Origin of the sequence: Pseudomonas sp. JAI120, assembly GCF_014207255.1 — a bacterium.
In the GTDB taxonomy this organism is placed as follows: Bacteria; Pseudomonadota; Gammaproteobacteria; order Pseudomonadales; family Pseudomonadaceae; genus Aquipseudomonas.
In genome coordinates, this window is sequence record NZ_JACHCZ010000001.1 from 1,054,953 (window position 1) to 1,075,019 (window position 20,067).

Annotated in this window: 22 protein-coding genes, 1 tRNA gene and 1 pseudogene; 4 read left to right on the forward strand and 20 right to left on the reverse strand. The window is 54.2% G+C overall.

Annotated features, from left to right (window positions below):
* Positions 1 to 29: 29 nt before the first annotated feature.
* Positions 30 to 1,094, forward strand: a complete 1,065-nt coding sequence (locus HDC32_RS04830) for a D-alanyl-D-alanine carboxypeptidase family protein (protein ID WP_405046439.1) — start codon at positions 30 to 32, stop codon at positions 1,092 to 1,094.
* A 416-nt stretch (positions 1,095 to 1,510) separates the two neighbouring features.
* Here the strand turns inward: HDC32_RS04830 and HDC32_RS04835 are convergent, their stop codons facing one another.
* From HDC32_RS04835 to HDC32_RS04880, 10 genes and pseudogenes are all read right to left on the reverse strand, one after another.
* Positions 1,511 to 1,879 carry a CrcB family protein gene (locus tag HDC32_RS04835; RefSeq protein ID WP_409438467.1) on the reverse strand — a complete coding sequence of 123 codons (369 nt, stop codon included), beginning with the start codon at positions 1,877 to 1,879 and terminating at the stop codon, positions 1,511 to 1,513.
* A 76-nt stretch (positions 1,880 to 1,955) separates the two neighbouring features.
* A complete protein-coding gene (pstB, locus tag HDC32_RS04840) occupies positions 1,956 to 2,735 on the reverse strand; it encodes a phosphate ABC transporter ATP-binding protein PstB (protein WP_167655632.1) in 780 nt (259 codons plus the stop codon).
* Positions 2,735 to 3,607 (reverse strand): phosphate ABC transporter permease PstA, encoded by an 873-nt coding sequence (pstA, locus tag HDC32_RS04845; protein WP_167655634.1) that lies wholly within the window; start codon positions 3,605 to 3,607, stop codon positions 2,735 to 2,737. The genes pstB and pstA overlap by 1 nt, the downstream gene beginning before the upstream one ends.
* Entirely contained in the window at positions 3,604 to 4,599 is a 996-nt protein-coding gene (gene pstC / locus HDC32_RS04850; RefSeq protein ID WP_184742744.1) for a phosphate ABC transporter permease subunit PstC, read from the reverse strand. Before pstC ends, pstA begins: the two co-directional genes overlap by 4 nt.
* A gap of 73 nt (positions 4,600 to 4,672) precedes the next feature.
* Complete coding sequence (gene pstS / locus HDC32_RS04855; RefSeq protein ID WP_082118724.1) at positions 4,673 to 5,689, reverse strand: phosphate ABC transporter substrate-binding protein PstS; 1,017 nt, start codon at positions 5,687 to 5,689, stop codon at positions 4,673 to 4,675.
* Between the two features lie 255 nt (positions 5,690 to 5,944).
* Positions 5,945 to 6,310 (reverse strand): YidH family protein, encoded by a 366-nt coding sequence (locus HDC32_RS04860; protein WP_167655636.1) that lies wholly within the window; start codon positions 6,308 to 6,310, stop codon positions 5,945 to 5,947.
* A 98-nt stretch (positions 6,311 to 6,408) separates the two neighbouring features.
* Positions 6,409 to 6,827 (reverse strand): annotated as a pseudogene (locus HDC32_RS04865) (DUF6691 family protein).
* A 2-nt stretch (positions 6,828 to 6,829) separates the two neighbouring features.
* Positions 6,830 to 7,249 (reverse strand): YeeE/YedE family protein, encoded by a 420-nt coding sequence (locus HDC32_RS04870; protein WP_259243919.1) that lies wholly within the window; start codon positions 7,247 to 7,249, stop codon positions 6,830 to 6,832.
* Between the two features lie 70 nt (positions 7,250 to 7,319).
* Positions 7,320 to 8,807, reverse strand: coding sequence for a SulP family inorganic anion transporter (locus HDC32_RS04875; RefSeq protein ID WP_167655638.1), 1,488 nt, complete (start codon positions 8,805 to 8,807; stop codon positions 7,320 to 7,322).
* A 525-nt stretch (positions 8,808 to 9,332) separates the two neighbouring features.
* Positions 9,333 to 10,961: a methyl-accepting chemotaxis protein gene (locus HDC32_RS04880; protein WP_167655640.1), complete on the reverse strand. Its 1,629-nt coding sequence runs from the start codon at positions 10,959 to 10,961 to the stop codon at positions 9,333 to 9,335.
* Positions 10,962 to 11,637: 676 nt separating this feature from the next.
* On the opposite strand from HDC32_RS04880, the gene HDC32_RS32000 reads away from it, so the two are divergent.
* Positions 11,638 to 11,892, forward strand: a complete 255-nt coding sequence (locus HDC32_RS32000) for a hypothetical protein (protein WP_237683119.1) — start codon at positions 11,638 to 11,640, stop codon at positions 11,890 to 11,892.
* Positions 11,893 to 11,928: 36 nt separating this feature from the next.
* Here the strand turns inward: HDC32_RS32000 and HDC32_RS04885 are convergent, their stop codons facing one another.
* On the reverse strand, positions 11,929 to 12,324 hold the full coding sequence (locus tag HDC32_RS04885) for a hypothetical protein (RefSeq protein ID WP_184742746.1): 396 nt from the start codon (positions 12,322 to 12,324) through the stop codon (positions 11,929 to 11,931).
* Positions 12,325 to 12,953: 629 nt separating this feature from the next.
* Between HDC32_RS04885 and HDC32_RS04890 the strand changes: the two genes are divergently transcribed.
* Positions 12,954 to 13,412, forward strand: coding sequence for a hypothetical protein (locus tag HDC32_RS04890; RefSeq protein WP_167655644.1), 459 nt, complete (start codon positions 12,954 to 12,956; stop codon positions 13,410 to 13,412).
* A 98-nt stretch (positions 13,413 to 13,510) separates the two neighbouring features.
* Here the strand turns inward: HDC32_RS04890 and HDC32_RS04895 are convergent, their stop codons facing one another.
* The gene (locus HDC32_RS04895; RefSeq protein ID WP_256663564.1) at positions 13,511 to 14,152 is read right to left on the reverse strand and encodes an SOS response-associated peptidase family protein; all 642 of its coding nucleotides are present in this window, start codon (positions 14,150 to 14,152) and stop codon (positions 13,511 to 13,513) included.
* A 248-nt stretch (positions 14,153 to 14,400) separates the two neighbouring features.
* Positions 14,401 to 14,488: transfer RNA gene (locus tag HDC32_RS04900), tRNA-Ser, on the reverse strand.
* A gap of 286 nt (positions 14,489 to 14,774) precedes the next feature.
* Here HDC32_RS04900 and HDC32_RS04905 point away from each other — a divergent pair.
* Complete coding sequence (locus HDC32_RS04905) at positions 14,775 to 15,446, forward strand: Bax inhibitor-1/YccA family protein (protein ID WP_048728419.1); 672 nt, start codon at positions 14,775 to 14,777, stop codon at positions 15,444 to 15,446.
* A gap of 63 nt (positions 15,447 to 15,509) precedes the next feature.
* On the opposite strand, the gene murB is transcribed toward HDC32_RS04905, so the two are convergent.
* From murB to HDC32_RS04940, 7 genes are read right to left on the reverse strand one after another with little or no spacing between them, the layout of a single operon-like run.
* Positions 15,510 to 16,529 (reverse strand): UDP-N-acetylmuramate dehydrogenase, encoded by a 1,020-nt coding sequence (gene murB, locus HDC32_RS04910; protein ID WP_131698029.1) that lies wholly within the window; start codon positions 16,527 to 16,529, stop codon positions 15,510 to 15,512.
* On the reverse strand, positions 16,526 to 16,990 hold the full coding sequence (locus HDC32_RS04915; RefSeq protein WP_131698030.1) for a low molecular weight protein-tyrosine-phosphatase: 465 nt from the start codon (positions 16,988 to 16,990) through the stop codon (positions 16,526 to 16,528). The genes murB and HDC32_RS04915 overlap by 4 nt, the downstream gene beginning before the upstream one ends.
* On the reverse strand, positions 16,990 to 17,754 hold the full coding sequence (gene kdsB / locus HDC32_RS04920; protein ID WP_065927093.1) for a 3-deoxy-manno-octulosonate cytidylyltransferase: 765 nt from the start codon (positions 17,752 to 17,754) through the stop codon (positions 16,990 to 16,992). Before kdsB ends, HDC32_RS04915 begins: the two co-directional genes overlap by 1 nt.
* A complete protein-coding gene (locus HDC32_RS04925) occupies positions 17,751 to 17,936 on the reverse strand; it encodes a Trm112 family protein (RefSeq protein ID WP_003174668.1) in 186 nt (61 codons plus the stop codon). Before HDC32_RS04925 ends, kdsB begins: the two co-directional genes overlap by 4 nt.
* Positions 17,937 to 17,959: 23 nt before the next feature.
* Positions 17,960 to 18,970, reverse strand: a complete 1,011-nt coding sequence (lpxK, locus tag HDC32_RS04930) for a tetraacyldisaccharide 4'-kinase (protein ID WP_184742748.1) — start codon at positions 18,968 to 18,970, stop codon at positions 17,960 to 17,962.
* Positions 18,970 to 19,398 (reverse strand): biopolymer transporter ExbD, encoded by a 429-nt coding sequence (locus HDC32_RS04935; RefSeq protein WP_131698032.1) that lies wholly within the window; start codon positions 19,396 to 19,398, stop codon positions 18,970 to 18,972. The genes lpxK and HDC32_RS04935 overlap by 1 nt, the downstream gene beginning before the upstream one ends.
* A complete protein-coding gene (locus tag HDC32_RS04940) occupies positions 19,395 to 20,030 on the reverse strand; it encodes a MotA/TolQ/ExbB proton channel family protein (RefSeq protein WP_131698033.1) in 636 nt (211 codons plus the stop codon). The genes HDC32_RS04935 and HDC32_RS04940 overlap by 4 nt, the downstream gene beginning before the upstream one ends.
* Between the last annotated feature and the right edge of the window lie 37 nt (positions 20,031 to 20,067).

The window sequence follows — 20,067 nt, forward strand, 5'->3', positions numbered from 1 at the left end:
CGCAACTGAGCGCAAAATCCTGGGTGCTTATGGATGCAGCGACCGGTACGGTTATAGATAGCCAAAACGCTGATATGCGCTTGCCCCCAGCCAGCCTGACCAAATTGATGACTGTTTATGTCGCGACCAATGAGATACAGGCTGGGCGCCTCAAGGTCGACGACCCGGTCACTGTCAGTGAGAATGCCTGGAGAACGGGCGGTTCTAGAATGTTTCTTGATCCAGGCGCCGTTGTGCCTGTGCGAGACCTACTGCGCGGTGTGGTGATCGACTCTGGCAATGACGCCAGTGTGGCGCTATCTGAGCATATCGCGGGTAGCGAAGATGCGTTTGCTGGGTTGATGAATGTCACCGCTAATAAACTTGGGCTGACTGACACCCACTTTGTGAATCCTACAGGCTTGCCGGCACCTGAACACTATTCTTCAGCTCATGATATGGCTCGGCTTGCACGGGCGATCATCACCGATGAGTCAGCTTACTACTCGTTGTACGCGCACAAATATTTCACCTGGAACAACATTCGCCAACCCAATCGGAATCTTCTCCTTTGGCGCGATCCGAGTGTTGACGGCCTCAAGACTGGCCATACTGAGGAAGCCGGATACTGCATGGTGACTTCTGCTGTTCGTGATGGGAGGCGCCTAATCAGTGCAGTATTTGGCTCGACAACGATGAACAGTCGTGCGGAAGATGCTCAAAAGATCCTGAGCTATGGCTTTCGCAATTTTGAGACAAATACCTATCAGAAAGGCGGAAGAATTTTAGCTCAACCGCGACTGTGGAAAGGCGACAAGGACGTAATCGCTGTTGGCTTGCGCGATGATGTGACACTCACGCTACCCAAGAATAGTGGTCGCAAGGTAGAAACGCGCCTACACATTAATAACGCTCTACAAGCTCCTATTGCTGTCGGCGATGTAGTCGGGAGTTTTGAGCTGTATGACGGTGTAAATAAACTTACTACCCGATCACTCATAGCGTTAGAAGCGGGAGAAGCAGGTGGTTGGTGGGTGCGTACCTGGGACACACTCCATCTTTTTTTTGCAGGATTGTTTGATGTGAAGGACGACACGGGAGAAGTAAAGGCCTGAATCTGGATTGATGATATCCAGCCGTGATTCACCTCACTGACAACCTCAAATGATTCCCACTGATCTGACGTGGCAGGGGCGAAACCATCCACTTGAGTCAGCAGCCTCGATGCCCAATGACATTTGCCTCAATGACGCTTTAGCGTCGGCTCGAAATGTCAGCCATCACAAAGGGAGAATGCTCAATGGGTTGTCGCTTCCATGCCATTCATATCTGATACCGACCTAAGAGAACGTGTTAGCTGCACCATAGATCTGACTGAACTACACTCGAGTTTGCTGATGGATCAGCCCCCATCCGAAATACAAAAAGCCTGGCTTCGCGCCGGGCTTTCTGTTTCTGTCATTCTGCGCAAGGCTTTACCCTGGGCTGAAATCACAAACCAAATTTCATATCAGTCTATGGTCAATACTAACTAGATGTCGTCTACCCAGTAGAACGTGAGCGCTCCTAACGCAGTCATGGCAAGCAACGCTATGACATGAAGCGAGATGGCCCCAATTGCAGGAATAAACCGTTCTTTGTGGCTTAACATGGCCGATCCTGCCGAGGCTAGTGAGAAGACCGCGAGTCCTATGCAAAAGCTTGTGATGATCGCAAGGTGCCAGCGAGGAAAGAGCAGCGGCGAATCCACCCAAAAGCCGATGGTCAGGCCAATCAAGTAACCCCCGGCCAAATTCGCTGCGAGCGTTCCCGCAGGCATGCTCGGAAACAAATTATTGAGCTTTTCCCCCAAAATATTGCGTAGCCACCCTCCAAGCGATGCGCTTATGGCGATGGCCACTAATGTTCTCACCAAGCTGACGAACTCCTTGCCGCTCTAGGGGCTGAGAGCTTATGTACTGAAGGAAAGGGATTGGTTATCCAAAGCGACCTGTAATGTAGTCTTCCGTCTGCTTCATTTTTGGTTTGGTGAAGATGGTGTCGGTCACATCATGCTCAATCAATTCGCCCATAAACATAAAGGCGGTGTAGTCCGAAACACGAGCCGCTTGCTGCATGTTGTGGGTCACGATGATGACGGTATATTGCTCTTTTAACTCAGTAATCAACTGCTCTATTCGCCCAGTGGAGATTGGGTCAAGCGCGGAGGTCGGCTCATCCAAAAGCAATACTTGTGGGCGTAAAGCGATGGTGCGCGCTATACACAGGCGCTGTTGCTGACCACCCGACAGGCTCTGTGCGCTCTGTTTGAGCTTGTCCTTTACCTCGTCCCAAAGCGCTGCTCCATTTAAGGCTTGCTCTACGCGTTCATCCATCTCACGACGGGAGAGCCGTTCATGGTGACGCACGGCGTAAGCGACGTTGTCGTAAATGGACATCGGAAACGGTACGGGTTTCTGGAAGACCATGCCGATATGGCTACGCAGACGGTTCATCGAGTAACCAGGCGCGAGAATATTCTCTCCGTTGAGCAGCACCTCGCCCCGCGCTTCCTGCTTCGGGTACATAGCGTATATACGGTTGAACACCCGCAGTAACGTCGACTTCCCGCAACCTGACGGCCCAATGATCGCAGTGATCCGCTTCTCTGGAATATCCATATCGATGGAGTTCAGAGACCGCTGGTTATTGTAAAAAAACTCCAGGCCACGAACGCGAATTTTGGTTCTTTCGTCGGCAAGGTCACGGCTATTCATCAGGTCAACCTATTGCGTAAAAGGATCAAGCGGGACAGTAAACTGAGTACCAGTACAAACAAGGTCAGCACCAATGCACCAGCCCAGGCTAGAGAGTGCCAGTCATCGAATGGGCTCATGGCGTACTGGAAAACCACTACGGGCACGCTGGCAATCGGTTTCAGAAGATTGCTGCTCCAGAACTGGTTGCCGAACGCTGTAAACAGTAGAGGCGCTGTTTCACCAGTGATTCTGGCTAGTGCGAGTAGCACCCCGGTCACCACGCCCGCTTTTGCAGCTCGTAGTACGATTTGTAGAGTCAATTTCCATTGCGGGACGCCTAATGCCAGCGCGGCTTCCCGCATGGTTGACGGTTGTAGTTGAAGCATCTCGTCAGTAGTTCTCACCACCACTGGAATCACCAATAGCGCCAGTGCCAGAGCGCCGGCGATAGCGGAGAAGCCGACTTGGTGATTAGTCAGTATGTTCAACGGCAAGATAACGCCGGTATAGATGAACAGCCCCAACACAATGGACGGTGCCGACAGGAGAATGTCGTTAATAAAACGTACCGTGGTACCTAGACGCGAGTGTCGTGCGAATTCCGCTAACCAGATTCCCGCCATCAAGCCAATGGGCGTCCCGATAAGCAGGGCGATACCGGACATCAGGGCGCTGCCATAAAACGCATTCGCCAGCCCACCTTCCGTACCGGGCGGCGGCGTCATTTGCGTAAAGAGGCGAATATTGAGCGCCTGAAATCCGTTGATCACTGTGGTCAGCAGAATCCAGACCAGCCAGATGAGACCGAACGCAGTTGCCCCACAACTGAGCGCCAATGCAAAGCGATTCTTGAAAGCCCGAATCTGGTAGAGACGTTCGTTTCCGGTCATAGACCCTCCTTGCGTGAAAGCCGCATGAGCAGGAGTCGTGCTAGCGCCAGTACGATAAAGGTGACGACAAATAACAGGAAGCCCAGTGCAATCAGCGCCGAGCGATGCAGGTCGGTATAGGCTTCGCTGAACTCGTTAGCGATGACTGACGCAATGGAACTGCTTGGCATCAACAATGAGGCGGAGAATTGTTGAGCATTACCCAGCACGAAAGTCACCGCCATGGTCTCGCCCAATGCGCGTCCGAGCCCGAGAAAAATTCCTCCCACCACCGCTGAGCGCGTGTAGGGCAGAACAATGTCCCAGACCACTTCCCAAGTAGTGCTACCTAGCGCGTAAGCAGACTCCTTGAGGGTTGTCGGAACACTACGGAACACCTCGTGCATGACAGAGGTGATGAAGGGCATGATCATGATTGCCAGCACAATACCCGCTGTCAGCATGCCAATCCCTAAAGGTGGGCCCTGAAACAGCGAACCCACCAAAGGAAGCTCACCCAGATAGTCATTGATCCAAGGTGATAGATGCTCTGCCATGAACGGGCCGAAAACGAATAGCCCCCACATGCCATAGATAATCGATGGAATTCCCGCGAGCAATTCAACCGCCGAGGCAACAGGCATCCGCAACCAGGGCGGAGCTACTTCAGTGAGAAAAATCGCGATGCCAAAGCTGACAGGAACCGCAATCAGCAGCGCCAGTAAAGAGGTCACCAAGGTGCCGTAAATCGGTACCAAAGCACCGAAGTGGTTGTTGACGGCATCCCACTCAGTGCTTGTCAGAAAGTCGAGACCGAAAGTCTTGAATGCAAGACTACCGCCCCAAAGTGTCGAGGCGGCAATACTCACCAGTAGCAACAGCACCAGCATTGCGGCGCCAAGCATTGAACGCTTAAACCAGAGATCATGACGCTGATCGCGAGCCGCACGCTTATCACTCGTAACGTCGCCAACGTAGAGGGTCATGGTCAAAGGTTGGACTGTGTCGTTCATCATACGTCTACTCACAAACAAACCCCTTCATCAGGCAAAACTTGCTCGAGGAAGGGGTTTAAGTGTTGCTGAATCAATGGGCGAAGTCAGACTTCCAGTAACCTTCGATACGCTTCACCAGAGAGTCAGGCAGGGCTACATAGTCCAGCGCCGAAGCCTGTTGCTGGCCTTTCTCCAACGACCATTTGAAGAAGTTGAAGGCAGCTTGGCTTTGCTCGGCATTCTTCGGCTGTTTGTACATGATGATCCAGGTGGTCGCCGTGATCGGCCAAGCGCTATCGCCAGGCGCATTGGTCATGATCAGGTTGAAGTCTTTGGCGTTAGCCCAGTCCGCAGTGTCCGCAGCCGCTTGGAACGCTTTGGCGTTGGGCTGAATGAATTTCCCGGCGGCGTTCTTCAGCTGTGCGTGCGTCATCTTGTTTTGCAGGGCATAGGCGTACTCAACATAACCGATTGAGTTTTTGATCTGCTTTACGTAAGCCGAGACCCCTTCGTTACCTTTACCACCCACACCAACCGGCCAAGGCACAGTCGTGCCGAAACCGATTTTCGATTTCCAACCATCACTCACTTTGGAGAGGTAGTTGGTGAAATTGTATGAGGTGCCAGAGCCGTCAGAACGGTGGACGACGGTGATTTTACTGTCTGGCAGTTTCATGCCCTGGTTCAGGGCGACGATGGCCGGATCGTTCCAGACTGTAATCTCACCCAAGAAGATTTTCGCCAAGGTCTCACCATCGAGCTTCAATTGGCCCGGCGCTACACCCTCAATGTTCATCACCGGCACGATGCCGCCAATCACACTGGGAAATTGGCCTAGGCCACCGGCCTTGAGATCATCGGCAGACAACGGTGCGTCAGACGCACCAAAATCTACTGTTGCCGCTTTGATCTGAGCGATACCGCCACCCGATCCAATCGACTGGTAATTGATACGGTTGCTGGAGCTTTTGCTGTAGTCCTGCGACCACTTGGACAAAACCGGATAGACAAAGCTGGAGCCCGCACCGGTAACATCGGTCGCATGAGCAAGGCCACTCATGCAGAGGGAAGCCAGTAAGACAGACAGGCTTTTTTTAGTCAGCAACATCACGACAACACCTCAATGAAAGGAGTTAAGTGGAGGTATCCACCTATCGGAGAAGTGACGATTTAATTCTTTAAATATTTCTATCCGATGACAGTTCCGGCATTTTCAGAAATATTTTGAAATACGTGTGAATCGAGAACCTTCACTCGCTTGCTCGTTGAAAATGCTCGTCTGCATCGGTGTAAAGCCCTGGGGCTGCCGTTTACCCTCTTATACGGAGGGCGATGTCGGGAGCCGAACGAAGCTCTGTCTTGCTTACATGATGGACAAATACGCAACGAGCAAAACGCCCAGGATTGCCGTGATGACATTGATGCCTGGGCCAGCATTGACGCTGTAGCCAAGGGGGATCTCAACAGGCTTGAGGGTCTTTACCACCTTTTTGTACTGCCAGGATGACCAACAGGCAACCGTTGAGCCCAGCATCAGAAAAGCGAGTCCGATCCAGAAAGAAAAATGTTTTCCTGGAGCGCTCAAAACACCTGGCTTAAGCATTTGCAGCAGCAGTCCGAATCGTTCAATTACAAAGCCAAACGCCATCAGCGAAAGGCTGGTTCGGTTCCAGGCCAGCAAGGTTCGCTCAGCAGCAAAGAAGACTCGTGGATCGTTCAGGTCTGACATCAAATACCCCTTGGCTCTCAATAGGTGAAATCGATCTGGTCAGCGTGTGTAGACGTCTGACCGTGCTTCCGTCATTCGCTTTCATGGCTATCGCCTAATCAGGCCGTGCACCGACGTTCTAATAGAGAGAACAAGTACATACCGGCCAACATGGCCAATACGAATATGATGATCTGCCCGTGCCCCGTAAGCAGAATAGCGACGGCAGGCCCAGGGCAGATCCCCGCAATTCCCCAACCTATACCGAACACCAGGCTGCCGCCAATCAAGCGGGCACCCAACTCCCTTTTCATTGGTAACTGCATGGGGGCACCTAGCAAGGACTGCTTGTTCTTACGCGCCCAATTCAGGGGGATAACCGCCACTGCGATGGCCCTACCATCACCAGTGCGAGTGAAGGATCCCAGGCCCCGGCCACATCAAGAAAAGCCAATACCTTGGCGGGGTTCGCCATGCTTGCCAGAAGAAGCCCAAGGCCGAAGATCAGTCCTGCAAAAAATGCGCACAGCTTTATCATTTTCATGCGCCCACCACATGACGAATGACGTACACCGTTGCAAAACCGGCGAACATAAAGCACATCGTTGCAGTGATGGAGCGGGCTGACAGTCGAGAGATCCCGCAAACGCCATGACCGCTAGTACAGCCGGAACCGTAACGGGTTCCCACGCCGACGAGCAGCCCCGCAATTATCAGGGTCGGCCACCCTGCCCTAATCTCGATCTCCGGCAGCACGGTAAATACTCCCCACAATAAAGGCGCAAGCAGCAGACCAAAAAGAAACAGCGCCTTCTCGCTCCAGCCCTCACTGCTAAATTTCATCATGCTACCAATCAACCCACTGATGCCTGCGATGCGACCATTTGCGAGAACGAACAAGCCAACCGCCAGACCTATCAAGGCTCCTCCGCCCAATGAAGTCCTAGGCGTAAAGTGCATCTAATAAATGCTCATTTTGCATCTCCTGCACAGAAGTGCTGATAAAGGACATGGATCATTGTTGATCTCTTTAGTGGCTCATGAGCTTGTCGATGGCACAGGGTTTGTCATGAACGCCGAAGCGGTCAACGATTGTTGCGCTGGCTTCATTGAGACCTCGCACTTCAACCTCAGCGCCTTCACGCCGGAACTTGATCACGACCTTATCAAGCGCTGCGACAGCGGTGATATCCCAGAAGTGCGCCTGTATGAGATCAATGGTGACCTTGTTGAGCGCTTCCTTGAAGTCAAAAATCTCAGTGAACTTGTCCGCAGAGCTAAAGAACACCTGGCCCACGACGTGGTAAGTCCGATGCGATTTCGTCACTTCCAGAGTGCTCTTGATATCTAGGTAGTGCCCGACCTTATTAGCAAAGAACAGCGAAGCCAGCAGCACACCTACCAGTACGCCGTAGGCCAGGTTGTGAGTGGCCACGACGACCACGACGGTCGCCACCATAACAAGGTTGGTCGACAGTGGATGCACTTTCAGATTGCGCAAGGAATCCCAACTGAAGGTGCCGATGGACACCATGATCATCACAGCCACGAGTGCAGCCATAGGGATTTTGGAGAGCCATTCGCCAAGAAATACCACCATCAGCAGCAGAAAAACGCCGGCACACAATGTCGAGAGACGGGTGCGGCCACCAGATTTCACGTTGATTATCGATTGGCCGATCATGGCGCAACCTGCCATGCCGCCGAGCATGCCGGCAGCGATGTTGGCTACGCCCTGGCCTTTGCACTCGCGGTTTTTGTTGCTGGTGGTATCGGTCAGATCGTCGACGATGGTAGCGGTCATCATTGACTCGAGTAGACCCACTACGGCCAAAGCAGCCGAGTACGGGAAAATGATGCGCAGGGTTTCAAAGTTCAGCGGCACTTCGGGCCAAAGGAAAATCGGCAACGTATCCGGCAATTGGCCCATGTCGCCTACAGTGCGGATATCCAAGCCGAGATAAATGGCGATGGCAGTAAGGGTGAGGATGCACACCAACGGTGACGGAATCAGCTTGCCAATCTTCGGTAGGTATGGGAATAGATAGATGATTCCGAGGCCCACTGCTGTCATGGCGTAGACGTGCCAGGTCACGTTGGTCAGTTCAGGCAACTGCGCCATGAAAATCAGGATCGCCAATGCGTTTACGAAACCGGTGACTACCGAGCGTGAAACAAAGCGCATCAGTGAGCCCAGCTTCAGGTAGCCAGCGAGGATTTGGAGTACCCCACAGAGTAAGGTGGCTGCTAGAAGATACTGAAGCCCATGATCTTTTACCAAGGTGACCATGAGCAGTGCCATGGCACCAGTTGCCGCTGAGATCATGCCAGGTCGACCGCCGACGAAGGCGATAACGGCGCAGATACAGAAGGAGGCGTAGAGGCCGACCTTGGGGTCGACTCCAGCGATAATTGAAAATGCAATGGCCTCCGGAATCAAGGCCAGAGCGACGACGAGACCTGCTAGCACGTCTCCACGAACGTTGGAGAACCACGTTTTTTTGAGTGATTGCAGCATCAGAATATCCAAGGCAATGCATCACACGCACACCAGGCGAAGGGCGAGCGCGTCGATACGAATTCAAATTTTGAGGATTATTTGACTGTGTGCTTTGGGTGTAAGAACCGGGCATACAGCAGTACGCACCGCTAGCGAACCAGGCGGGTGCGAGGTGTTGCGAGGGGGCGTAGCGCTAAGGCGGCGTAGGCTGCAAGTAGATGGTTTGGAGTACAGTCATGCTGATGTTCCTGTAGCTCAATGGTAAGACTGAGCGATAATTATACCGTCAAGCAGACGTCGATTGCGACACACAATAAAGCTCAGCGTGAGTGATTCCAGCGATCCTCCAACTCAGCCTGCTCATCAATCCTAGATACGTTCTACACCAGGATGGCAATCCCACGGCGGATATCAAAAGAGTCGAGCTACCGGTGCTACGGGTGCTCCGCAGGCCCGGAGCACCTAAATCCCACTTGAAAGTTGCGAACTGCCTGAGAAAAATTGATAGCTTATGCACGCAACCCTCAGTAAAGAGGGCTAACGCTACATTTGAAATTGCTTGACCAGCCTGTTCAATTCGACCGCTAGTTTTGTGAGTTCGGACGTTGCAATAGCGGTCTGACTTGAGCCCTCTGCCGCTTGATTTGAAAGATCACGGATACTCACTAAGCTGCGATCTACCTCCCTTGCAACCTGAGCCTGCTCCTCTGATGCGGTCGCAATCAGAACGTTGCGTTCAGTAATATTGTCGATAGATTCGGTAATCTCCACCAACGCGGAACCAGCGCCTTGAGCAGTGTCCAGAGTTTTCTGGGCTTGGGTGTTTGTGTGAGTCATTGCAGACACAGCAGATCCAGTGCCTTTTTGAATTGAGCTGATCATCTGCTCAATTTCACTGGTTGATTGCTGAGTACGATGAGCTAACGCTCGGACTTCATCAGCGACTACTGCGAAGCCTCGACCCGCCTCACCGGCACGAGCGGCTTCGATAGCCGCATTCAACGCAAGAAGATTGGTCTGTTCGGCGATAGCACGTATCACATCCAAAACCTTGCTGATGTCGGTGGCCATTACGGCGAGCCCTTGTACCTCTTGGGATGCGTCTTCAACATTTGCGACCATCAGGCTGATGGCCTGCACGGTTTCATCGACGCGCGCACGACCAGCCAACGCTGCGGAGTTGGATCGATTGGCTGCTTCAGAGGCTTGCGAGGCATTTCTAGCTACCTCTTCTACCGCTGCACTCATCTCAGTGACGGCAGTTGCTGCCATTTCAACTTCGTTATTTTGACGCAGCATGCCTTTATTTGCGTCTTCGGTGACAGCATGCATTTCTTCAGAAGTCGACGCCAATTGGTTAGAGGAATCAGATATCAAAGAAAGGGTATTTCGCAGCCCATGCTGCATTACGCTTAAAGCCCGCATAAGCCTCGCCACCTCATCGTGTCCTTGAGCTTCAATAACTCCGGTGAGATCGTTTTTAGCAATGCGCTCGGCAATAGCCAGTGATTGGCTGATCGGGCTGGTAATACTTCGAGTGTACATCAAAGCTAGTGCAATCGCGGCCAAGGTACTGATCAATATAAAACCACCAACGATCAATTTAGCTTGTTCATAGGTTTGGTTCGCCTCCTCCCCTGCCCGTTTAGCTTTGTTATTGTTAACGTCTATCAGTTCTTTGATATCGCTCTCAACAGCGTCAGCAGATTGTTTCATCGACTCGCTGGAAAGCTTGACTGCCTCATCTAAATTCCCCGAAGAAATTAGAGACAAGTATTGATCTTGAACCACCTGATAGTTGGCAAGGCTTTTTGAAAGCTCATCAACTTTCTGCTTGCCTATCGGGGTTACGATTAGAGGTTGCAAATTCGACAGCGAATTCTCAATATTAACTCTAGCCTTATTTAATTCCTCTAGAGCTTGAGTTTTTAGGCTTGCGGGCTCTACAGGATTGCGCAATCTTGCGTTGCCACCTCTGATGCTTACAAACTCCCTGTCAATTACCCCAAGTAGGGATATGCTGGGTACAACATTCGTTTCAACGAAGCTTTCAGAGTCCTTCAAGCTCGACGCCTGCTTAAGAGCGATGATCCCCAGCGCAATTATCATCAGGCAAAAGAAACCGAAGCACAGAGCCGAGCGTGGAGCAAGGTTGAGTTTACGCAGCATCATAATAAGAGCCTCTTTTGAATTATTAGCTATGTCGTCACTCGTCAGGCGCGCTTAAGCACCGTTCGTCGAGCAATACGATGTAGCCCGGAAAGGCAGGCCTTTTATTTGACGCATTATGTTTCTAGATGTAAAAAGCTGCAGCTTTATCCCGAAGAGTCAACCGAATTAGGATTCAGGGCATGCTCGTTGGGAGCATATGGAATTTTGCAATTAGCCCTTACCAAGTAATAAGTTAGCAAATTCTTTTAAACGGTATTCGTATTCGTATTGCATAGGAGCGCTTTGGCCATCACCCAGCGAGATATTTTGCACTCGCCTTACTACATCGGAGCGGTGAGTGCAACTTCGATCAATTTAGCCGATGCAAGCTCTGCCAAATCGCCATCCCGCTCACACCGTACTCATCGCAAGTACCTACAGACGGGTTATCGCGCATGCCATTACCGCGAAATTCGATATCCATAAACCGTGGCCTGCTCCATGTTGGTACTGAATTGAGTGAGTAATCCTAAGCGTTCCAGGATCATCATTGAAGGTCTGCCGCCAAGCGACAATAAGTCTTCCTGCCACCACATAGCAGCGCGCTACGCTAACTTTGACGTTCGCACTTCGAGGTAATGTTGATGTCCGAAACTGGCCTACCATGCAATTTCTAATCGGCTCAGGGAAGAAACTGATGACTACAGATCCGTTATGTCTAGTCTTTGTGCCGGCTCTGGCGGCAGTGCTGCAAGCCGCCGAGGATAAAAAGGGCACGCCGCTTACTGAGGCTGAGGTTTGTGAAATCCGAGACAGATCCACCTGCGTCGCTTTACCATTCAGCGCGGCGCTGGCTATGGAAGAAGAGCGTGGTTATCCAGACATCATTGCTGAGGACTGTAGGAGTGAATGGCAGCGTCTACGGCCTTTAATGCTAAACCGACCTGTCTGATTTCACTCCCTAGCACAATCCTACGTAATAGCTTGCTTACATAGCCAGTAACTCAACGCTCGAGCCCGTCATCCCCCCCTCCGAAATTTTGTTACTCGATTTCATGGCAAATAGCGCCGGCTTAGCAGCAGCGATGACAAGGCACCATTGAGGAAGCGCAATTGCCGCATCGTCGTGCTCTATTGGATCAGGGGTCGCTTCGCAAAAATCCTCGATAGCGGCACTTACCTTTAGCAAAAAATCGCTCTCGGCTGGGGTGAAACCTTGAGTGCTGAAATACTCCTTGGAAGACAACGTTGGCACCCAGTCCTCCCAAGAATTGATTAGCTCATTCATACCGAACCGAGGTGGCTCGTTCTCGCATTCAATCAGCCACTCAAGTAGCTCGACAATTCGATTCCGTATTCGAGGGTAGACGAGCTGTCTTGTCATAGTTTTACACCTGGTCGAATGGTCATCTTGCCCTTGATGGGGATAAATTTTAGCCTTGCTACAGTGCCCGTCCCGGGTCGACAGGCCCCCCTTGGCCCTGCTCTCTATCTGCATCAACTCGGTGGCGTTGTCGACGAACAGCCCGTCACTTCTGAGTAAGTCTGGCAAACCAGCATAATTTTGTTTTTAGGCTCAAAGCCACAATCAATCATGCAGCGTTGCACTTTTGCAGTGCATCCGATGCTGACAACATCAGAGACTTTCAAGAATGACTCCGCGGCGCTTGGTTGAGACGTAGGCATATCGGGAGGGCTGCACCGTGCTCTCTAGGACTTTTAGATAATGAGTCGAAAATGTCAGAAGACAGTCTGAAAAAGGATTCGGAACAAAAAGCGGCTACGTTCATGGGTTGGGGGAAGCTGGGAGCCCTAGCGTTGGCGATTTCAGTCCCCATTTTTTACTTGAACGGAAAGGCTTACCACGAGGGCTACCTCTCCTACTTGAACCTTGAGCCGTCCATGTTTCCTCTACAGGCAACGGAGTATATCGGTGAGACCGCTGTGGCATAGTTCAGGGTCATTGTAAGTTGGTTTACCACCGGACTCGACAGCTTGGGACGAAATTGGCTGTTGGCGATTCTAGGCATGGTTGGCCTAAGCCTTATTTTTGGTCTCGTTGATTTCATGACAGACCGTACGGGCTCTGTTAATCAAAGAAATCAGAAGCCTATAAAAGCTAAGAAACGGTCTTTTTTTAAATCCTGGCGAAGGGCAGGACTGGTTCTGTTCGTTGGTAGTTATGGTGTTTTCATCATCCTGTGCTTGATCTCAATGTCACTCGCGATGGTAATTATGCCCTTTAGCGATGCAGGACGAGAAACCGCTAGGGAAGACGTTAAGCAGGGTTTTAGTGATTCCCCCGTCGTGACTCTAAAACTACCCGGATCTGAAGAAGTCATCCAGTTCCGGATCATCCAGTGCTCGGGTAAATTCTGCGGGCTTTTTGCTAACGGCAGGGCATATACCGTACCAGTATCAGCCGTCACCTGGGCGGTCTCAGGTATGCCGGGTGTCAAAACTGGCGGTTGATCTAAGCGATGTCCGTTCTTAATAAAATCGGATATGCGCTACTCATGGAACGGCTGAGAAACGCTGCAGCTGCCCTCCATCAACATTACGGTACGTACTCATTCATCGCCGTCTGACGCCCCTGCGAGCGGCTCGACCAATTCTGGGCCCTGATTACGAACACTACCCACAGCCTTGCTTACCTTGTACCAATGAAAATCGGTAGCAGGCCGGCAGTGATCCATCGCGATTTCCCGCGCACGTTCAGGTGAAATATCTGAGGCGATCCATTCGCGGGCGTGCTCAGGAGCCAAAACCAGCGGTTTCCGATCATGGATATCTACCATCCCTTGATCGCTGGCGGCGGTGATGATGACGAAGCCGTCGCGAGGGTCTGTATCCAGGCCCTGGTGAACTTCAGCTAAACCAGCGAAGAACATCGGAGCCTGCTCTTTCAGGGTTATGAAGTAAGGCTGCTTTTTCTTTGGATCAGCCGGATCTTTGACCCACTCAAACCACCCGTTTGCCGGTGCAAGCACGCGACCGTTTGGCCAGAGCTGATTGAAAAACTTCCCAGTCATGACTGTTTCAACCCTGGCGTTTATCGGGTCAGGACGCTTTCCTTTCGCCCAAAATGGTGACCATCCCCATTTCACCTTATCAACGCTCAATTGGTCGTCCACTGGCCGAATAATTTCCACCCGAGTCGAGGGTGCGACGTTGTATCGCTCTACTGGCCAAAGATCGTAGCCGTTGATCACCAACTGCTCTGGCGCGAGCTCCTTCAGGTAGTGCGCCTAAGGGAAGCACAGAGAGAAGTGAAAGGTAGTCACGCCCCCCCAAACCGTCAACTGAAAGAATTGGTAAGGTGCAACTGGAATTGTTGCACTCATAGAGACCACTCATTTTATCCAGGGAGTGGCACGCCATACCCCATCTCCCGGCCAAAAAAAACACAAAAAAAGGGCCTAGATTTTCATCTAAGCCCTTGATTTTGTTGAGTTCGCGGCGGGAAACCAGGGATTCGAACCCTGGGAACGCTATTAACGTTCGCCGGTTTTCAAGACCGGTGCATTCAACCACTCTGCCAATTTCCCGTTTATTCCGATGACGCGATGAAGCGGTACAGCAAGGTGCAACTGGAGATAGCCTTAGATAAGAACCCTGGGAACGCTATTAACGTTCGCCGGTTTTCAAGACCGGTACATTACAACCACTCTGCCAATTTCCCTTGTGCGTCACAGGATTATGGTAGCCCATCCTGTCTCAGCGGGCGCCATAATACCCGAATGAAACACACTGTCAAACTCTCGCCATAGCTTGTTACAGAGCGTCTGTTATGATCTTTGCGACTGAACGTTTCAAAACCGAAGGAGTGTCGCCATGCGCGAACAGAATTACGCAGTGAATGGTAACGCGCAGGCTGAGCAGCTTGAAGTCAGCCGCGTATTGCGCAACACCTATGGCTTGCTCGCCCTTACCCTCGCATTCAGCGGCGTAATGGCGTTCGTGGCCCAGCAGATGCACGTCGGCTACCCGAATATCTTCGTCGTACTGATCGGTTTCTACGGACTGTTCTTCCTGACCAACAAGCTGCGTGACTCGGCCTGGGGCCTGGTATCGGCGTTTGCCTTGACCGGTTTCATGGGCTTTATCCTCGGCCCGATCCTCAACCGTTACCTCGGCATGGCCGGTGGTGCGGAAGTGGTCAGCTCGGCGTTTGCCATGACAGCCCTGGTGTTTGGTGGTCTGTCGGCCTACGTGCTGATTACCCGCAAGGACATGAGCTTCCTGGGTGGTTTCATCACCGCAGGCTTCTTCGTGTTGCTGGCGGCGGTGGTTGCGGGCATGTTCTTCCAGATCAGCGGCCTGCAACTGGCGATCAGCGCGGGTTTTGTGCTGTTCTCCTCCGTGTGCATCCTGTTCCAGACCAGCGCCATCATCCACGGCGGTGAACGCAACTACATCATGGCGACCGTCAGCCTGTATGTGTCGATCTACAACCTGTTTATCAGCCTGTTGCAGATCTTCGGCATCATGAGCCGCGACGACTGATTTACTCGCTGCATAAAAAATGCCCCGTATCGACAGATGCGGGGCATTTTTGTTTTCACTGCATTAGTACTGGTTGGGTTCCATTTCCAGCTCGACCTTGAAACGCTGGGTGATGTCCCGCTGGATACGTTGGGCCAGGTTGGCAATATCGTGCCCTGTGGCGCCGCCATAGTTGACCAGCACCAGCGCCTGCAGGGCATGCACACCGGCATCGCCGTCACGAAAGCCCTTCCAGCCGGCCTTGTCGATCAGCCAGCCTGCCGCCAGCTTCATCTGCCCATCCGCCTGGGGGTAGGCGACCAGGTCCGGATACAGCGCCTGTAACTCTTCAGCCAGGGCCTTGGACACCAGCGGGTTCTTGAAGAAGCTGCCAGCATTGCCAAGCACTGCCGGGTCAGGCAATTTTTCGCTACGGATGCTGCAAATCGCGCGACTGACATCGCTCGGTGTCGCCTCGGTAATCCCCTGCCCCGCCAGGCGCTGCTGCACTGGGCCGTAGTCGAGCTTGAGGTGGCTGACGCGGCTCAGGGCGAAGCGTACCCGCAGGATCAGCCAGCGTCCGGTTTCGTGCTTGAACAGGCTGTCACGGTAGGCAAAGTTGCATTCTTCCAGGCTGAAGTCGCGCAGTTCGCCCGTCTGGCGGTCCAGGGCGGTCAAGCCTGCAAAGACGTCCTTGATCTCCACGCCGTAGGCGCCGATGTTCTGCATGGGGGCAGCACCGACGGTGCCGGGGATCAGACTGAGGTTTTCCAGGCCGCAGAAGCCCTGTTCCAGGGTCCACAGTACAAACGGGTGCCAGGCTTCGCCTGCTTCGGCTTCGACCACCACCTGCACGCCATCATCCTGCAACACACGAATGCCTTGGGTGGCCATGCGTAACACCAAGGCAGGAATGTCCTGGGTCAGCAGCAAGTTGCTGCCACCGCCAATCACGAGCAAGGGCAACGCCTGGGTCGACGCATAGGCCAGTGCCTCGCGCACATCGGCATCACTGCGGGCCTCGGCGAAGAATTGGGCACGCACATCAATGCCAAAGCTGTTGAATGGCTTGAGCGACACCTGCGCCAGCACTTGCAAGGTCATAACCGCCCCTTCAATTCGATCACCAATAAATCACACGCCTGCTCGATCAGGTCCAGGACCCGTTCGAAGCCTTGTTCGCCCTCGTAGTAGGGATCTGGCACCTCGTCCACTTCAGCGTCATAGCGGCGCAGGAACAGGTCCAGCTCCGCCTTGCCCTGGCCGGGCTGCAGGGCCTTGAGATTGCGCAGATTGCTGTTGTCCATGGCCAGGATCAGGTCGTAGCGCGCAAAGTCGGCGCGGGAGACCTGCTGGGCACGCTGGGCCGACAAATCGTAGCCGCGTACCAGCGCCGCACGTTGGCTGCGCTGGTCCGGCGGGTTGCCGATATGCCATTCGCCGGTGCCGGCGGACGCTACGCCGACCTGCCCCGCCAACCCGGCTTCGCGCAATTTATGGCGCAGTACGCCCTCAGCGGTGGGCGAGCGGCAGATATTGCCCAGGCAGACAAACAGAACCTCCATCAGGCCCCCAACAGGCGACGGACGCGCTCAAGATCTTCCGGGGTATCGACACCCGCAGGCGGCGCTTCCAGGGCGTCCCCCACGTGGATACGTACGCCGTGCCAGAGGGCTCGGAGTTGCTCTAGGGATTCGGTATTTTCCAACCAGCACGGGCCCCAACTCACGAAGTCATGCAGAAAACCGGCACGATAGGCGTAGATGCCGATATGGCGACGGTACGGCACGCCTTCCGGCAACAGGTCAGGGTTCCTGGCGAAGGCGTCACGCGCCCAGGGCAAGGTCGAACGGCTGAAAGTCAGCGCCAGGCCGTTGACATCACTGACCACCTTGACCACGTTCGGGTTGAACAGGGTGTCGATGTCTTCAATCGGCTCGGCCAGGGTCGCCATACGCGCTTCACCATGGGCAGCCAGGTTGGCGGCCACCTGGTCGATAACGCCCGGCGGGATCAACGGCTCGTCGCCTTGTACATTGACCACGATGGCGTCTGGCGCCAGGCCCAACTGCGTGGCCACTTCGGCCAGGCGGTCGGTGCCGGAGTTGTGATCTTCACGGGTCAGCACCGCTTCGGCGCCGAACCCTTTGCAGGCTTCAATGATGCGCGGGTCATCAGTGGCCACCACGACACGCTCAGCGCTGCTTTTGCAGGCCTGTTCCCACACCAGCTGGATCATCGGCTTGCTGCCGATCAGTTGCAGCGGCTTGCCCGGCAGGCGTGTCGAGGCGTAGCGGGAAGGAATGACAACGGTAAAGGCTGTGGTCATTTATCCAGGCGCTCGTCGGTGGTCAGGGTGCGGGCTTCGCTTTCCAGCATCACCGGGATGCCATCACGGATCGGGTAAGCCAGGCCGGCGCCCTTGCTGATCAGCTCGGTTTTATCGGCGCTGAGCTTGAGCGGGCCTTTGCAGATCGGGCAAGCGAGGATGTCGAGCAGTTTGGTGTCCATGAGTGTTTCCTGGATAGCAGCGTTTAAGGCAAAAGACGGGCGGGCAGCAGGCGCATCAGCTGCGTGTCGAACCAGGCGACGAACGCCGGCGACGGCACCGCATCCACCGCAAGGTACCACCAGTCGGGCTGGGCAAAGGCGCGGCACTTCACCGCGTCCTTCTCGGTCATGACCAGTGGCAATGACGGGGTAAAATTCAAGACCTCGGCGCTGTAGGGCGCGTGGTCGGCAAAAGCATGGGGAATCGGCTGCCAGTGTAGCGTTTCAAGGGTGTTGAAGAAACGTTGCGGGTTGCCGATACCGGCGACCGCATGTACCTGCTGCCCCTCTGGAAAGTGCGCCACCGACTTGCGCTCGCCACTGTGCAGGTTGACCAGTGCGGTGGGCTGCAGGCAAAACGCAAAGCCATCGTCGCGATCCGAGCCGGCACCGTTGTAGAGCAGCGCATCAACACTGTGCAAACGCTCAACCGGTTCACGCAATGGCCCGGCCGGCAGGCAACGGCGATTGCCCAGGCCTCGGGCGGCGTCGATCAGCACCAGTTCCAGGTCACGGGCCAGGCGGTAGTGTTGCAGACCGTCGTCGGAGAGGATCAGGTCAAGGGCCTCGCTGGCGAGCAGGGCCTTCACCGCACGACTGCGGTCGGGATCGATCATCAGGGGCACGCCGCAGCGTTGCACGATCAGCAAAGGCTCGTCACCCGCCACCGTGGCGCTGTGGCTCGCCTCGACGCGCCATGGCAACTGCGGTGGCTTGGCGCCATAGCCGCGACTGACCACACCGACGCGCAGGCCACTGCGTCGGCAGTGCTCGATCAACCACAGGATCAACGGCGTCTTGCCGGTGCCGCCCACGGTGATATTACCGACCACCACCACCGGCACCGGCGATTGATAGATCTCGCCCTCTCCTGCCAGGAACCGCGCGCGCTTGCGCTGCACCACCCGGCGATACAACGATTCCAGCGGACGCAACAACGCGAGCCCCGGATGGCCCTCGTACCAGGCCTTGAGCAAACGATCGGACATGGCCATCAGGGTTGGCTCGCCGCCTCGACAGTGCTCATGCGCAGATGGCTGAAACCGAGCTTGCCGGCAGCGTCCATCGCGGTGATCACGGCCTGGTGCTGGGTCTTGCCATCGGCACTGATGGACAACGGCATCTTGGTATTGCCGCCGGACTCTTTTTCCAGGGCGGCGATCAGGCTGGCGAGGTCGTTTTTCTCCAGCAACTGGTTATTCACCGAAAACGCCCCGTCGGCGCTGATGGCGATGTCCAGTTGCTTGACTTCCTGGTCTTCGGCCGGCGAACCACTCACGGCTTCCGGCAGGTCGACACGCAGTTCGGTCTGCCGGGTGAAGGTGGTGGTGACGACAAAAAACAGCAGCAGGATAAACACCACGTCGATCAACGACGCCAGGTTGATGTCGACATTTTCCCGTCGCTTGCGGCGAAATTTCACGCTTTGCCCCCAACCAGGTCCACGTCACGGTCGCCCTGCACAACTTCCACCAGCTTGATGGCTTCCTGCTCCATACCGACCACCAGTTCATCGATGCGCCGCTGCAGGAAACGGTGGAAGAACACCGAAGGAATACCGACCATCAGGCCCGCCGCTGTAGTAATCAGGGCCTTGGAGATGCCCCCGGCCAGTACGGCCGCGTTGGTGGTCAGGCCCGAGCCCATGAACGAGCTGAAAATATCGATCATGCCCAGTACCGTCCCCAGCAAGCCGAGCAACGGCGCCATGGCCGCGATAGTGCCGAGGGCGTTGATATAGCGCTCCAGTTCATGGATTACCCGGGCGGCGGCCTCTTCGATGCACTCTTTCATGATCTCGCGACCATGCTTTGAATTGGCCAGGCCGGCGGCGAGGATTTCACCCAGCGGCGAGTTGGCGCGCAGTGCCTTGAGTTTGTCCTTGTCCAGCTGCTTGTTCTTGATCCAGCCCCAGACCTGCCCCAGCAGATGCTCGGGGGTAACGCGACTGGCACGCAGGGTCCACAAACGTTCGGCAACGATGCCGAGTGCGGCGATGGAGCTCAAGATGATGGGCAACATCATCCAGCCGCCAGATTTGACCAATTCCCACACAGTGAATGTCCCCTCGAAAAAGTGCGCCACTTTACCA